This is a genomic window from Pseudomonas sp. GD03903, assembly GCF_029840045.1.
Lineage (GTDB): Bacteria > Pseudomonadota > Gammaproteobacteria > Pseudomonadales > Pseudomonadaceae > Pseudomonas > Pseudomonas pseudonitroreducens.
The window spans coordinates 17,690-31,773 of record NZ_JAOCBT010000028.1; the positions used below are offsets into that span (position 1 = coordinate 17,690).

Sequence of the window (14,084 nt, forward strand, 5' to 3'; positions counted from 1 at the left end):
CCCTTGAATGAGCGATATCCCAGGTCACCCGGGCGATGCATCGCGTGGCGCACCGATGCCTGCCACGTCAGCCTTGCCCTCCCATCTGCTGTGGACCATTGCCCTGGCGGCGGGCGCATCCGTGGCCAACAGCTACTACAACCAGCCGCTTCTCGGCGAACTGAGCCGGGAGTTCGCGCTCTCTGCGGGGACCGTGACCTGGCTGCCCGTGCTCACCCAGGCGGGCAATGCCCTGGGCGTGCTGTTCCTGGCACCACTGGGTGACCGCCTGGAGCGCAAGTCACTCATCCTGCGAACGCTGGCGGCGCTGGTGCTCTCCTTGGTGCTGGCAGCCGCGTCCTCCGGCTTCGTTCAATTGGCACTGGCGAGCCTCGCCGTGGGCTTGTGCGCCACCGTGGCGCAGCAACTGGTTCCCTTGGCCATCCACCTGGCGCCCTCCCACCGCAAGGGGCAGGTGCTCGGCGTGGTGACGGGCGGCATCCTGATCGGGATCCTGCTGGCCCGTGTGGTGAGCGGCTGGATGACCGAGCTTTGGGGCTGGCGGTCCGTCTTCGGTTTTTCTGCGGCACTGATGCTGGTACTGGGCTTTCGGCTGGCATGGACGCTGCCGGTGGTACCACCGTCCTCCGATCTCGGCTATGGACGATTGCTGCTGTCGATGTGGCATTTGGTGCGCAAGCACGCTTCCTTGCGCCAGGCTGTGGCCGTCCAGTTCCTGCTGTTTGCCAGCATGATCGGCTTCTGGGCAACGTTCGCGCTCTGGCTGGAGCGGCCGCCACTGCAGCTCGGCGCGGTATCCGCCGGCCTGTTCGCGCTGGTCGGCGTGTGCGGCGCGTTGGCTGCACCGGCGGCTGGCCGTTTTGCCGACCGACGCGGACACGGCGCAGTCGTTCGTGCAGGCGCGGTGGGAACCGCAACGGCATTTGCCGTGCTGTACCTGGGACGCTCATCGATCCCCGCACTCGTCCTCGGCATCTTCTTGCTCGACGTGGCCGTGCAGTCGGCTCAGGTGGCGAACCAGACCATGGTCTATGCATTGGATGCGGGTGCGCGCAGCCGGCTGAACACCGTGTTCATGGGCACGATGCTGCTTGGCGGGGCCTTCGGCGCTGCTGCATGCGGGTGGGCCTTCACTGCCCATGGATGGGCCGGGGTCTGCGCCTTTGGCATGCTCAGCACCACCATTGCGTGGGGTCTGTCTCTTCGGCTAAACCAATGATGACAAGTGAATTGACAAACCGTCTGCTGGTCGAAGCAAGCCCTGACATGACGCCGATGCCACCTCAGGTGGTCATATCGGGGTGCTCCGGCGGCGGCAAGTCGACCCTGCTCGGGGAACTGCGGCGGCGTGGTCATGCGACCGTCGCCGAACCCGGGCGGAGGATCATCGCCGAGCAGATTCGACAGGGCGGCAACGCCCTGCCATGGACCGACATGGCGGCCTTTCTGCGCGAGGCGCTGCGCGTCGCCGCCATTGATCTCGAAGGCGCGGCACGGGACGCTGGTCCGGTTTTCTTCGACCGTGGGCTAATCGACGCCGCCGCAGCGCTTCAGCGACTGTTCGGTGTACCTCTGTCGGAAAGCCTGGGCGAATCCCGCCCCTATGGGCGGCTCGTGTTCCTCGCTCCGCCCTGGCCGGACATCTATTGCGCCGACGAGGCGCGGCGGCACGGCTTTCCCGAGGCTGAGGCGGAATACGCCCACCTGGATGCAACCTACTGGGCACTCGGTTACGAAGTCAGGTTGCTTCCGCGCGCCAGTGTGGCCGAACGGGCCGACTTCGTTCTCCAAGCGATTCATCGCTGCTGAAGGCGAGACCGACTTGTGGCGGCCGTATTGGCTGTCGATCCGAACACGTCCTTGTCGCAGGCGCACTCGCAGGCACCGTTTGGGGTGATCACGCGATGACAGGGATGGCGAAAACGGGATGAGGCGGTCTCCGGATTGTTTGTCGTGTCGAAGCCGGATTTCGGTTCGACTGTCACCGGATTGGCTTCCCTCCGGTGTTGTCTCATGGACTCTTGCGCTGTTCCTCATGCCACTCGCACCCGCCCAGCATGGCTTGCTGCGGGCATTGCCATCCTGACGTTGGCCACCCGCGCCGCCGCAGCGGAAGTATGGGTCGTTACCGACTCGCATCATCCGGTCCTTGGCCAGGCTGACCGACACCTCATCTTGGACGCGGCCGCGGTGCTCGAAGCGGAGCTGGCCGACAACCTGCCCACCGATCCTGAGCGCGCCAGCGCCATCGTCCAGCAACGCCTGAAGCTGGGCGGTACAGACCTGCAGCGAAGGATCGGCACCGCCTACCAGGGCGTTGCCGATGCCTGGAGCCTTGGCGTCGCCAAGGTTCCGGCCATCGTGGTGGATCGCCGATACGTGGTCTATGGCGAGAAGGACGTGGCCCGTGCGGTTTCCCGCATCGACCAATACCGGAGGACGCAGCCATGACGAGGCGTCCGTTCGCACCATCCCGGCGCCAGCGGTTGGCCATCGCAGCGCTGTTGCTGAGGTGTTCCGCATCGTCCTTTGCACTGAACACCGCCACCATCGTGGCCTCCACCCTGTCGCCGGATTGCCTGGAGTACCGCGTCACCGGCATCTGCTACTGGCTCTATTGCACCTGGACGGGATGCACCGTGCGCACCTCGGTCAAGGTGCGCCACTACATCCCGGATGCCGTGGTGTCGAGCTACTCGAACACCGGCGAGAACCCTTGGGTCGAGGTGCGGGCGATGAGCCTGCCGAACCCGACCGCGAAGGCCGGCGGCGACGGCACCACCAACGAGGATCACGAGAACAACCTGGCGAAGTTCAAGAACGCCGACGTCATCGGCCATCCCGGTGGCCATGTGTTCAGCCAGTTCGCCAGCGCGTCCGGCTACACCTGCGAGGGCGCAGGCACCGCCTTCATGCCCTATCTACTGAGCACGCTCGACACGCTGGCATGGCGCTACAACATCCCCGAGGCGCTGTATCCGGAAGCACTGATTCCCGGCCGGCGCGAGATCGGCACGCGCACGGCCATGAATCTCTGGGGCAACGTCTATCCGCGTGGCGGCTTCCTGCACCAGGTGGATGACCACAAGGCCGCAGCCGTGGTCGCCCAGCGCGCGGGTGACATCGTGACGCGCCGCAACCAGATCCACGTCTACCAACCGCTGCTCGCCAGTTCGCGCGATGGCTACTGGCCGGCCGGCGCCCTGATGGAAACCGATGCCGCCACGGGCAAGTGGCAGGAGCTGACCCCCACGCTGTCCAGCAGTTGCGCGGTATTCCCCCACGGCAATGCCAAGGTGCAGGCCCGGCAAGGCGACTACGCCTGGGCATTGTGGCGTCCTTATAGCTGCTGCCAGCGCCGCGGCCAGGTGTTCCTCGGCAGCGTCGATTTCCTGTGAGACCCGATGCCATGACGACTTCATTTCCGAGCGCCCGTCGATTTCTGTACGTCGCATTGGCCGTTGTCGCAGCGTTGTGCTACTCCAGCGCCGGGGCGCAGACCAGCGTCAACGAGTACGGCGTCCAGCATCAAGGCAGCGTGATAGGCGACGACGTGCTCTACAGCATTGGGGGCGGCCGCGCGGTGTCCATGAGCGGTGCGGCCAACATGCACTCCATCGGCGTTGGCGTCGGCTGGAACAGCAACCTGATCTGTGGCGACATGAGCATCACCACCACGCTGCAGAACCAGTTGAACGGCATCACCAATGGCTTCCAGGCCATCATGTCCTCGGTGATCCAGAACGCCACCGCTGCCGTGGCGTCGCTGCCCGCCTTGATCATCCAGCGCGCCGATCCAGGGCTGTACAACCTGTTGACCAATGGGGTGCTGCAAGCCAGGCTGGATTTCGATCGCAGCAAGCTGACCTGCCGTGCCATCGCCAATCGCATGGCCGACATGGCGGGTGGGCAGCTCGGCTGGGACCAGCTCGCCGAAGGCATGGCGCTGAAGCAGGCCGTCGCGAGCACCGATGCGGTCTCAGCGATCGACGACGCCGAGGCGAACCGTGGCAACAATGGCGTGCCGTGGGTCGGCGGAGACAACGCTGGCGGCGCGGGCCAACGTCCGGTGCGTGTGGTCGGCGACGTGACCCGCGCCGGCTACAACCTGCTCAATGGCCGTGGCGTCGGCGATGCCAGTTCGATTCCGCAAGCCAGTTGCAGCGGCAACCTGGCATGCCAGACCTGGAGTTCGCCCGATGCCGCCGCAGCCTGGGCCATTCGCGTGCTGGGCGAGCAGGAGCAGCGCACCTGCGATGCATGCACCAAGACCGTCACCACGCCGGGCGTTGGCCTGACCCCGCTGATTCAGGAGGAATACGAGGACAAGCTGCAGGCCCTGCAGGAGCTGGTCGCCGGCAGCCGTCCGACCACGGCGCAGAACCTGCAGGCTGCGAGTAGCGCGTCGCTGCCCATCACCCGTGGCGTGATCGAGGCGCTGCGCGACGAGACGGACCAGGACATCCTGGCTCGGCGCCTGGCCTCGGAGGTTGCGCTGGCCAGCGTGCTGGAGAAGGCGCTGCTGCTGCAACGCACGCTGCTGACCGGGCGCAAGGAGCCCAACGTGGCCGCCAACGAACTGGCCCAGAAGGCCGTCACCCACGAAAGCGACATCCTCGATCGCGAGATTCACAACCTGAAAGCAGAGCTGGAGCTGCGCCGCGAACTGGCCAGCAATTCGCCGATGGCGATCATCCAGCGCCACAGCACCCGCGCCGCCGGTGCGCGTGGCATCTACGAGGGTGACCCGGTGCGCAATCGGGTCGATGAACTGCAGCGGCCGCCGTCTGGCGGAAGCCATCCATGAATACCGTGGGGCGGTGCCTGCGCTGGCTGTCCAGCCGGCGTGCCATTCTGGTGCTGGTGTGGGCGGTGTCGCTGCTGATCGCCGCGACCGCCGTCAATGTGGTCGGCATCCGCATCGCGGGCGGCATCGAGGGCTGGCAGCGCTGGATGGCGGCGCAATCCGGGGCCTTCCTGGCCTGGCGGTTGTTGCTCTACGCCGCCACCGCCTGGGGTTGGCTCTGGATGCGACGTCGCCTGCGCGCGCGGGAACCGGAGCGCGCTGCCGGGCAACGGCTGCTGCGCGCGGAGGTTGCGGCCATCGTCGCCGTGATCGTGCTGGAAGCCAGCCTGCTGATGCAGGCACGGTAGCGCGAGGTTCGCCATGACGCTGTACACCACCGACTACCTGGAGTACTACCTGACGCTGGTGTCCTGGGTGGTCCACAACGGCATCTGGTCGGTGCTGGTCGCCAGCGGCGTGTTCGCCGTCCCGTTCCTGGCGATCGTCATCCAGGAATGGTTGAAGGCCCGCGCGGAAGGCGCGGACGAAGGCAACAAGGGCGTGCTGTCCTCGGCTCGCATCGAGAACCGCGTCTTCGTCGCCATCGTGGTGATCATGTTCGCGGGCATTCCCTTCATCGACGTCGATTTCAACACCATCAAGTACGACCGTTCGCGTTCGACCCAATGCCAAGTAAATGTCCCAGAGCCGACCGATACGGGCTGGTCGCAATCGTTTAGCACGATCAACAACCAGTCGGCCAAGGTGCCGGTGTGGTGGTTCGCCATGCACGCGATCTCGCGCGCGATCACCGGCGCTTCGGTCGCGGCCATTCCTTGCGGCACCGACCTGCGGCAGATCCGCATGGACATCGACGCGACCCGCATCGACGACCCGGTGCTGGCCCAGGAGATCAGCGACTTCACCCGCGACTGCTACGGCCCCGCCCGCGCCAAGCTGTTCATGACCCGGCCCAGCCTGAGCGAGGAGCAGATGCACGACGTCACCTGGATCGGCTCCAGCTACTTCGTCGGCACCGCCGGCTTCTACGACAGCTACCGCTCCAGGACTCCGCGCGATGCCTGGCCGTTCGACGCCACGCGCGACGCCGGCCTGGCCCAGGTGCCCGGCGGGGGCGGCTACCCGACCTGCCGGCAGTGGTGGTCCGACGGCGACCACGGCCTGCGGGCACGACTGCTGGCCCAGGTCGATCCCAGCCTGCTGACGCGACTGGTCGGCTGGGCGGGCTTCCTGAGCCAGTCCGAGGTCAACGACTCGGTGATCCGCGCCGTCGCAAGCCCTCGCCAGCAGAAGCTCAACCAGGGGGCGGTCTACACGGACTACGGTGGCCAGATCGACATGACGCTGCCCAATATCGTCACCCGCGCCGCCAGCGACGTGGGGCTGACCGTCGGATCACTGGGCTATCTCCCGGCGATGGACGTGGTGCGGCAGGCGCTGCCGATGGTGCTGTCCCTGCTCAAGATGGCGCTGGTCATCTGCATCCCGCTGGTGATGCTGACCGGCACCTATGACCTCAAGACCGTGGTCACGGTGAGCGTGGTGCAGTTCGCGCTGTTCTTCACCGAATTCTGGTTTCAGCTCGCCCGCTGGATCGACTCGACGATCCTCGATGCACTCTACGGCTGGGGGTGGGGCTGGAACCGGCCGCACACGAACTTCGATCCGCTGGTGGGCCTCAACAACACCTTCGGAGACATGCTGCTGAACTTCGTGATGGCCACGATGTTTTTGATCTTGCCCACGTTCTGGGTGGCGGCATTGGCCTGGGCTGGTATCCGTGCAGGCAACGTGCTTCAAGGATTGAGTACTGGCACGCGGGATGCCGGACAAGCCGGTGGCAGGGGCGGCGGCTTGATGATCGGTGCGGCCAAGCAGAAATAGCTCCAACCGCCGGTTCAATCGTCTTCGAATCGTGGATCTGGGTCATCGCTGTAGTTGATGGGGTCGTAGGCAAGGCTTTCGCGATGATCCAGCTCTTCGGCCTTGCGTCCGAGGAAATCATCGTCACCTTGCGGCGCTTGCTCCGCCATCCTGGCTGCCACAAAGAGAGCGACCAGCAGCAGCGCCGCCCAGACCGTGACGTACAGCAACACCCCAAGGGTCGCCAGCTTGACCACCCAGATCAGCACCCTTGCACCGCCTGCCGGCAGTCCCTGTGCCATCAGCCACCGATGCGCCCGACGCTCCGCGCGGAGGCAAACGCCCCATACACCGCCCAGCCAGCGGCCGAGTCGCGCTGCGGTGGTCATGCGTGCGGTGTGCTTCATGGTTGGCTACCTCATGGTCGTTCCACGGTCGTTGGGCAAGGCCGTGCCTGTTTCCTTCATGCCTGCCGCGCCGCGAATGCTTCGGCGGTCATGATCAAGCTGGGAAAGTCCTCTCGCATGGCGAGAATATCCGCATCCCCCGTGATCAACGCATCCGCCTTGCCGACATGCGCGAGCACCAGGAACACCTGGTCCTTCTTGTCGCGGCAGACCGGCAGGTCTGGCCATGGCGCAGGCAGTTCCACCACATCGGCGTAGGGCAGAAAGTCCGCCAGCAACTCCTGCTGTTCCGAGGTCGACAGCTTGAACTTGGGATAGGCCAGGACGCGCAGGAGTTCACTGGCCGTCTCCCGGCAGACCAGCGGCTGCAACTGCTGGTGCTGCCAGGCGTGGCGTATCCAGGCCAGGCGTCCGGCACTGAAGATCAGCGCCGACAGCACGATGTTGGTGTCGAGGACGACCCTGCGCATCACTGCCGTGCCCAGGCCACGGCATCCTCAACGTCCTGCTCGGTAATCCCGAGTTGCTCCAGCTTCTCGCGCACAGCCTGTGCCTTCTGGACGCGCACGGGGGTCAGGACGATCCGACCGCCCTCGACGGTGACGTCGAAGTACTCCGCCGCATCCACGCCGGACACGGCCGCCTTGGGCAGCGTGATCTGATTTTTCGATGTGAGCTTGGCAAGCATGGGAGGCCTCCATAAGTTTCAAAGGAAATCTTACTTCCTTACTTCATTCTCGACAAGCATGCCTTCGGGCGCAGGGGTTTCAGGGCCTGCTGCGCTTTCAGCGCCGGTTGAAACGGACTGATCTGGTGAAAACACAGTGCCTGTTCCGCTCGATCCTGGAGCGCACCGGCTCCGCATTGATTGCGGCACACGAAGCCGACTGCCCCTATATCAAAGGGCTTGTCGAAGGCCAAAGGGCTGGGGATGGAGCAAGGGAATGGCCTCAAGGGGAAAGGCCTTACCCGAAAAGGCCAAAAGGCTCCTCCGGCCAGCCCATCACCAGGATGTCGCCATGCTTTCGCTGTTCCAGCGCAAACGGGTGCCGCTGGCCACCGCCGCCGCGCCACCTCCTGCCGAGCCTGCCAAAGGGCTGACGCCACCGCAGTCGGCCGCAGCGCTGCTGGCGGAGCCGCGCCGGCAGCGGCTGCTGGAACACATCTGGCAGCGCACCTCGCTGTCGCGTCGGCAGTTCCGCTCGCTGTACCTCGCGCCGCTGGAGCGCTACGCCGAGCTGGTCCAGCAGTTCCCGGCCTCGGAGGCGTATCACCATGCATGGCCGGGCGGCATGCTGGACCACGGCCTGGAGATCGTGGCCTACGCGCTCAAACTGAGGCAGTCCCACTTGCTTCCGGCCGGCGCCTCGCCCGAGGCCCAGGCCGCGCAAGCCGAGGCCTGGACCGCCGGGACCGCCTACGCCGCGTTGCTGCACGACATTGGCAAGATCGCGGTCGACCTGCACGTCGAGCAGGCCGATGGCCTGGTCTGGCACCCCTGGCACGGGCCGCTGCGGCAGCCGTACCGCTTTCGTTACCGGACGGATCGCGAGTACCGGCTGCATGGCGCCGCCACGGGACTGCTCTACACCCGTGTGCTCGATGCCGGCATCCTCGACTGGCTGAGCGACTACCAGGACCTGTGGTCGGCGCTGCTGTACGTGCTGGCGGGCCAGTACGAGCATGCCGGCACGCTTGGAGAGCTGGTCGTCAAGGCTGACCAGGCATCGGTGGCCCTGGCGCTCGGCGGTGATCCGGCCAGGGCGATGGCGGCGCCGAAGCATGCGTTGCAGCGCAAGCTGCTGGATGGCCTGCGCTACCTGCTGCGCGAGGAATTCAAGCTGAACCAGCCTGGCGGCCCGTCGGATGGATGGCTGACCCCGGAGGCACTCTGGCTCGTCAGCAAGACGGTCAGCGACAAGCTGCGCGCGCACCTCCTATCGCAGGGCATCGAAGGCATTCCATCGAACAACACCGCCGTCTTCACGGTGCTCCAGGACCATGGGATCGTGCAGCCCGCCCCGGATGGGAAGGCGATCTGGCGGGCCACCGTTACGAGCGGCACCGGCTGGTCGCACAGCTTTACCTTCCTGCGCCTGTCGCCGGCCTTGATCTGGGAGTCCGGCGAGCGTCCCCCACCGTTCGCCGGCACGGTCACGACGGAAGAGGCCCTCCCTGGCGATGAGGCAGCGCCGGCCTCCGCCGGCATCCCGGCCACCTCACCGTCCCCTGGGGTGGCGGATTCCCCGGCCGGGATCGCGGACCCGGTCTCCGATCTGCTGTCGATGCTTGATGCGTCCGACGCAGCCACCACCAGTGCATCGTCCGCCAGCGCGGAACCGCCATCATCATCCGCCGCCGCAACTGCGGCAGTGACTCATTTGTCGCCGACCAGTCCTGCCACCATGCCGGCTCCCACCAAGGCCACGCCGTCCGGGGAAGACTTCATTGCCTGGCTCAAGCAAGGCATCGAATCGCGCAAGCTCATCATCAACGATGCGAACGCACTGGTGCATACCGTCGATGGCACGGCGTACCTGGTCAGCCCCGGCGTTTTCCAGCGCTACGTGCAGGAACATCCGGAGATCCAGGTGCTGGCCCGGCAGGACAATCTGCACGACTGGCAATGGGTGCAGAAGCGCTTCGAGAAGCTGGGACTGCACCGCAAACAGGACAGCGGCCTGAACATCTGGACCTGCGAAGTCACCGGGCCGCGCAAGTCGCGGCGGTTGCACGGCTATCTGTTGGCGACGCCTTCGACATTGTTCGCGGAAGTCCCGCCGGACAACCCCTACCTGTCCCTGACGCGGAGCTAGCAGCACGAAAGGCGCCAGCGCGCCTCATGGTGATCGGCGACACAGCGCACGCAGCACGCTTGCCAGCTTATTGACAGCGATCTCCAGTTCATGGGGTGCATGGGCAGCAAATCCCATGAGGAAACCGGCCCCATCCCTGCCCGATGCATGGCGGCGCGATGCATGCAGCGCGGTCAGCCCCAGCAGGTCGATGCCGACCCGCCGTGCCGATTCCACCGCCTCGCGCTCGGGAATGTCGCGGATGAACACGCAAGGCATCTGCATCCCGCCAGCGGGCACCCTGGGCTCCACGAAGTCGGCCAGGTGCTGGCGCACCAGCTGCGCCAGCACATCGCGGCGTTCCGCATAGACGGCCCGCATGGTTCGCACATGGGCTCCGAAATGCCCACCCTCGATGAAGCGAGCCAGGGTGAGCTGCGGGATCGGTGCGCTGTGCCCATCCAGCAGGGTGCGGGCCACGGTCATGGGCGACACCAGAGCCTCCGGCAGCACCATGTAGCCGATGCGCAGGCCGGGGAACAGCGACTTGGTGAAGGTGCCGATGTAGATCGTGCGGCCGTGGGGGTCGAGCCCCTGTACGCATGCGGTGGGCTTGCCTTCGTAGTGGAATTCGCTGTCGTAGTCGTCCTCGATGATCCAAGCCTGGTGCTGGCGGGCCCATTCGATGACGGCCAGGCGCCGGTCCAACGCCAGCGTAGCCCCGGTTGGGAACTGGTGCGAGGGCGTCAGGAACACCGCCCGGGCGGCATTGCAAGGGGTCTGCGCCTTTGCCAGCAGGTGCGCTATCTGCATGCCTTGGTCATCCATCGGCACGGGCACGCAATCCAACCCGGCGGCGTCAAATGCCTTGCGCGCCCCGTGGTACACGGGGTCTTCGATGAAGATGCGCTCGCCAGCATCGAGCAGCACGGTGGCGCACAGGGTCATGGCCTGTTGGGAACTGGTCAGCACCAGCACGCGCTCGGGTGTGGCCTGCGCGCCTCGTTCGAGGTTGACGTAGGCGGCAATGGCGCGTCGCAACGGCTCCATGCCCTGCGGTGGGCTGTGCAGCAGCGCCAGGGTGCCGTACTCCTTCAACACCTGCCGCTGCAAGCGCTCCCAGGTTGGCAGCGGAAAGCTGCGCGTCTCCGGCACGCCGGGCGCGAAGGGGCGCGACATCAGGAAGTCGCGCACGCCGCCGCCCTGGAGCATGGCATCGCCGCGCCGGCTCAGGCGCAGGGGTGCCTTGCGATCCACGCTCGTGCGCCGTGGTCTGCCGCGCCCGGGCAGCCACCGGGCCTGCTCGGACACGAAGCTGCCACTGCCGACCCGCCGCTCAATGAAACCTTCGGCGTGCAACTGGCCATAGGCCGACTCCACCGTGTCGCGGGACACCCCCAGCGACTTCGCCAACGCGCGCGACGCGGGCAGGGGGCGGCCTACATCGAGCGCGCCATCCAGGATCAACTGGCGAATGGCCCGCTGTACCCGTGCATGCAGGGGCAAGGCGCCGTGCGCGGGGTCGCCGAGCCAGGCTTTGACGGATTCAAGTTGGGCATGCTTGAACAATTGGTAGGTACTTCATCTGGAAATTGGTAGGGAACATCATGCCATTACAAGTCTATCGTCTCATGGTCATTTCATCCCCATGCCAGGAGCCCAATTCAGATCATGCCGTCGGATCCTTCAGCTTCGCCCGTTCGTTGGAACGATCTCACCCATCCCGTCGTGGCCGGACTGATTTCGGTCATCGTCAACTATGGCGGCACTTTCATCCTGGTGTTCCAGGCAGCCAAGGTCGCGGGCCTGAGCCCGGAGCTGACGGCCTCGTGGGTGTGGTCGATTTCCATTGGCGTGGGCGTGACAGGCATCATTTTGAGCTGGGTATCCCGCGAACCGATCATCACCGCCTGGTCCACGCCGGCAGCGGCGTTTCTGGTCACAGCACTGGCAACCACACCTTATGCCGAGGCCGTCGGGGCATACCTGATCTCGGCTGCCGCCTTTGTGCTGCTGGGCCTGTCGGGTTGGTTCGAGCGCGTTATCCGTTTGATACCGCCAGGCGTGGCTGCCGGGCTGCTGGCCGGCATCCTGCTGCAATTCGGCACTGGCGCCTTCGGCGGCTTGAGCGTCGATCCGCTGCTGGCGGGACTGCTGATCGCCGCCTATCTGGTGTTCAAGCGCTTTTCCGCGCGCTATGCGGTGGTGGGCATCCTGGTGCTGGGATTGGTATTCCTGCTGGCGCAGGGCCGCGTCGATCTGTCGGGACTGAGCCTGAAACTGGCCGCGCCGGTGTTCACCATGCCCGCGTTCTCGCTCAACGCCTTGTTGAGCGTGGCGTTGCCGCTGTTCCTCATTACCCTGACCGGGCAGTACATGCCGGGCATGCTGGTATTGCGCAATGACGGCTTCAAGACCAGCGCCAACCCCATCGTGACCATCACGGGCCTGGGTTCGCTGCTGATGGCGCCGTTCGGTTCGCACGCCTTCAACATCGCGGCGATCACCGCCGCCATCTGCACGGGCCGGGAGGCACACGAAGACCCGTCCAGGCGTTGGATCGCGGGGATGGCCGCTGGGGTGTTCTACGTTCTGATCGGCGTGTTCGGGGTGACGTTGGCCGCGGTCTTCATGGCCTTCCCGGCGACCTTCATCACCACGCTGGCGGGCCTGGCCCTGCTGGGGACGATCGGCGGCAGCCTAGCCACCGCCATGTCCGATGCCAGGACCCGGGAAGCCTCACTGATCACGTTTCTGGCGGCCGCCGCCAACATCACCCTGCTGGGCATTGGCGGGGCGTTCTGGGGGTTGGTGCTAGGGCTGGCGGCGCATGCTGTGCTCAACGGGCGGGTGCTGCTGCGGGTACGTACATCGGTCATTACGCCTACGCCTGCAAACGAGAGGGTGAAGTGATGACCGAGGCTTTCAACACACGGACTGACGGTTACGTCAACCGTGCCGAATTCGAGGAATCTCCCATGCAGACGACCGCCCCTCACCTGATGCGCGCCTACGCCCGCCAACCTGTCTCTTTCGTGCGCGGTAACGGCGCGCGGCTCTGGGACGATCAGGGTGTGGAGTACCTAGATGCCATTGCCGGTGTCGCGGTTACCAGCCTGGGTCATGCCCACCCGGAAATCGCGGCCGTCATCGCCGAACAGGCCGGGGCGCTGCTGCACACTTCCAACGTGTTCCGCATCGACTGGCAGGAGCAGTTGGGGGAACGCCTGTGTGCGCTGACCGGGATGGAAAGCGCCTTCTTCTGCAACTCGGGTGCGGAAGCCAACGAAACCGCCCTCAAGTTGGCCAGGCTGCATGCCCATCGCAGGCAGGTGGCACGACCGCAGATCCTAGTCATGGGCAACGCCTTCCATGGCCGCACGCTGGCCACGCTCGCCGCCACAGACAACGCGGCCAACCAGCAGGGTTTCGGGCCGTTGCTGCCTGGCTTTCTCCGTGCTCCCTACGGTGATATCAGCGCGGTACGCCAGGCGGCAGAACAATCCCCGGACATCGTGGCGGTGTTGATCGAATCTGTACAGGGCGAGGGTGGCATTCGGGTGGCCAGTGCCGAATACTTGCGCGAACTGCGCGCTTTGTGCGACCAGAGGGACTGGTTGCTGATGCTCGACGAGATCCAGGCCGGCATGGGGCGCACCGGCGCGTGGTTCGGATACGCGCACGCGGGCATCTCACCGGATGTGGTGACCCTGGCGAAAGCGCTGGGCAATGGCTTTCCCATCGGCGCGTGCCTGGCGCGCGGTATTGCGGCAGACCTGTTCTCGCCGGGCCAGCACGGCTCGACCTTCGGCGGCAATCCGCTGGCTTGCCGGGTGGCCTGCACCGTCCTCGACATCATGGCCCGTGACAGGATGCCCGAGCGCGCCATGGTGCTGGGCGCTCGCTTGCTGGTGGGCCTGCGCAAGGCGCTGGCAGGTCACCCGCACGTCCTCGCCATTCGCGGCCTGGGACTGATGGTGGGTATCGAACTGGACCGGCCCTGCAAGGAACTAGTTGGGCGCGCGCTGGCTGAGCAGCGCCTGCTCATCACCGTGACCCGAGACACCGTGATCAGGCTATTGCCACCATTCGTTTGCGACGAGCGTCAGATTGACGACATCGTGGTGCGTGTAGCGCGCCTGCTTTCATCGGACCTGGTTGATTGCGAGGTTTGGTCTGTTCCGGCTCAGCCGATGGACATCACCGTATGAC

Annotated in this window: 14 protein-coding genes; 10 read left to right on the forward strand and 4 right to left on the reverse strand. The window is 65.7% G+C overall.

Annotated elements, in window-relative coordinates; all coding sequences use genetic code 11:
- Window positions 1–7 precede the first annotated feature (7 nt).
- From N5C91_RS28785 to N5C91_RS28815, 7 genes are all read left to right on the forward strand, one after another.
- Window positions 8–1,219, forward strand: coding sequence for an MFS transporter (locus N5C91_RS28785; protein ID WP_279833749.1), 1,212 nt, complete (start codon window positions 8–10; stop codon window positions 1,217–1,219).
- A gap of 11 nt (window positions 1,220–1,230) precedes the next feature.
- Window positions 1,231–1,809: an AAA family ATPase gene (locus N5C91_RS28790; protein ID WP_279833751.1), complete on the forward strand. Its 579-nt coding sequence runs from the start codon at window positions 1,231–1,233 to the stop codon at window positions 1,807–1,809.
- Between the two features lie 204 nt (window positions 1,810–2,013).
- On the forward strand, window positions 2,014–2,451 hold the full coding sequence (locus N5C91_RS28795; RefSeq protein WP_279833803.1) for a TIGR03757 family integrating conjugative element protein: 438 nt from the start codon (window positions 2,014–2,016) through the stop codon (window positions 2,449–2,451).
- Window positions 2,448–3,398, forward strand: coding sequence for a TIGR03756 family integrating conjugative element protein (locus tag N5C91_RS28800; protein ID WP_279833752.1), 951 nt, complete (start codon window positions 2,448–2,450; stop codon window positions 3,396–3,398). Before N5C91_RS28795 ends, N5C91_RS28800 begins: the two co-directional genes overlap by 4 nt.
- 11 nt (window positions 3,399–3,409) lie before the next feature.
- Window positions 3,410–4,807, forward strand: coding sequence for an integrating conjugative element protein (locus N5C91_RS28805; protein ID WP_009618111.1), 1,398 nt, complete (start codon window positions 3,410–3,412; stop codon window positions 4,805–4,807).
- A complete protein-coding gene (locus N5C91_RS28810; protein WP_009618109.1) occupies window positions 4,804–5,154 on the forward strand; it encodes a hypothetical protein in 351 nt (116 codons plus the stop codon). Before N5C91_RS28805 ends, N5C91_RS28810 begins: the two co-directional genes overlap by 4 nt.
- Window positions 5,155–5,167: 13 nt before the next feature.
- Window positions 5,168–6,691, forward strand: a complete 1,524-nt coding sequence (locus N5C91_RS28815) for a conjugal transfer protein TraG N-terminal domain-containing protein (protein ID WP_279833754.1) — start codon at window positions 5,168–5,170, stop codon at window positions 6,689–6,691.
- Between the two features lie 14 nt (window positions 6,692–6,705).
- Here N5C91_RS28815 and N5C91_RS28820 read toward each other — a convergent pair whose 3' ends face one another.
- Genes N5C91_RS28820 through N5C91_RS28830 form a run of 3 tightly spaced genes read right to left on the reverse strand, consistent with a single transcriptional unit; the run spans window position 6,706 to window position 7,765 of the window.
- Window positions 6,706–7,077, reverse strand: a complete 372-nt coding sequence (locus N5C91_RS28820; RefSeq protein ID WP_031635003.1) for a DUF3742 family protein — start codon at window positions 7,075–7,077, stop codon at window positions 6,706–6,708.
- A 56-nt stretch (window positions 7,078–7,133) separates the two neighbouring features.
- Window positions 7,134–7,547: a putative toxin-antitoxin system toxin component, PIN family gene (locus tag N5C91_RS28825; RefSeq protein WP_279833756.1), complete on the reverse strand. Its 414-nt coding sequence runs from the start codon at window positions 7,545–7,547 to the stop codon at window positions 7,134–7,136.
- Window positions 7,547–7,765, reverse strand: a complete 219-nt coding sequence (locus N5C91_RS28830; RefSeq protein ID WP_021205410.1) for an AbrB/MazE/SpoVT family DNA-binding domain-containing protein — start codon at window positions 7,763–7,765, stop codon at window positions 7,547–7,549. The genes N5C91_RS28825 and N5C91_RS28830 overlap by 1 nt, the downstream gene beginning before the upstream one ends.
- 331 nt (window positions 7,766–8,096) lie before the next feature.
- On the opposite strand from N5C91_RS28830, the gene mobH reads away from it, so the two are divergent.
- Entirely contained in the window at window positions 8,097–9,893 is a 1,797-nt protein-coding gene (gene mobH, locus N5C91_RS28835) for a MobH family relaxase (protein ID WP_279833759.1), read from the forward strand.
- 24 nt (window positions 9,894–9,917) lie between these two features.
- Here the strand turns inward: mobH and N5C91_RS28840 are convergent, their stop codons facing one another.
- Window positions 9,918–11,441 carry a PLP-dependent aminotransferase family protein gene (locus N5C91_RS28840; protein WP_279833762.1) on the reverse strand — a complete coding sequence of 508 codons (1,524 nt, stop codon included), beginning with the start codon at window positions 11,439–11,441 and terminating at the stop codon, window positions 9,918–9,920.
- Window positions 11,442–11,543: 102 nt separating this feature from the next.
- Here N5C91_RS28840 and N5C91_RS28845 point away from each other — a divergent pair, with 102 nt between their 5' ends.
- Window positions 11,544–12,785 (forward strand): benzoate/H(+) symporter BenE family transporter, encoded by a 1,242-nt coding sequence (locus tag N5C91_RS28845; protein ID WP_024889558.1) that lies wholly within the window; start codon window positions 11,544–11,546, stop codon window positions 12,783–12,785.
- 65 nt (window positions 12,786–12,850) lie between these two features.
- Window positions 12,851–14,083 carry an aspartate aminotransferase family protein gene (locus tag N5C91_RS28850; protein ID WP_029578096.1) on the forward strand — a complete coding sequence of 411 codons (1,233 nt, stop codon included), beginning with the start codon at window positions 12,851–12,853 and terminating at the stop codon, window positions 14,081–14,083.
- The last annotated feature ends 1 nt before the right edge of the window (window position 14,084 follow it).

Coding starts and splice junctions, on each gene's coding strand:
- mobH (WP_279833759.1), top strand. CDS start 8,097: ATGCTTTCGCTGTTCCAGCGCAAACGGGTGCCGCTGGCCACCGCCGCC.
- N5C91_RS28800 (WP_279833752.1), top strand. CDS start 2,448: ATGACGAGGCGTCCGTTCGCACCATCCCGGCGCCAGCGGTTGGCCATC.
- N5C91_RS28845 (WP_024889558.1), top strand. CDS start 11,544: ATGCCGTCGGATCCTTCAGCTTCGCCCGTTCGTTGGAACGATCTCACC.
- N5C91_RS28785 (WP_279833749.1), top strand. CDS start 8: ATGAGCGATATCCCAGGTCACCCGGGCGATGCATCGCGTGGCGCACCG.
- N5C91_RS28830 (WP_021205410.1), bottom strand. CDS start 7,765: ATGCTTGCCAAGCTCACATCGAAAAATCAGATCACGCTGCCCAAGGCG.
- N5C91_RS28825 (WP_279833756.1), bottom strand. CDS start 7,547: ATGCGCAGGGTCGTCCTCGACACCAACATCGTGCTGTCGGCGCTGATC.
- N5C91_RS28850 (WP_029578096.1), top strand. CDS start 12,851: ATGCAGACGACCGCCCCTCACCTGATGCGCGCCTACGCCCGCCAACCT.
- N5C91_RS28795 (WP_279833803.1), top strand. CDS start 2,014: ATGGACTCTTGCGCTGTTCCTCATGCCACTCGCACCCGCCCAGCATGG.
- N5C91_RS28810 (WP_009618109.1), top strand. CDS start 4,804: ATGAATACCGTGGGGCGGTGCCTGCGCTGGCTGTCCAGCCGGCGTGCC.
- N5C91_RS28815 (WP_279833754.1), top strand. CDS start 5,168: ATGACGCTGTACACCACCGACTACCTGGAGTACTACCTGACGCTGGTG.
- N5C91_RS28820 (WP_031635003.1), bottom strand. CDS start 7,077: ATGAAGCACACCGCACGCATGACCACCGCAGCGCGACTCGGCCGCTGG.
- N5C91_RS28805 (WP_009618111.1), top strand. CDS start 3,410: ATGACGACTTCATTTCCGAGCGCCCGTCGATTTCTGTACGTCGCATTG.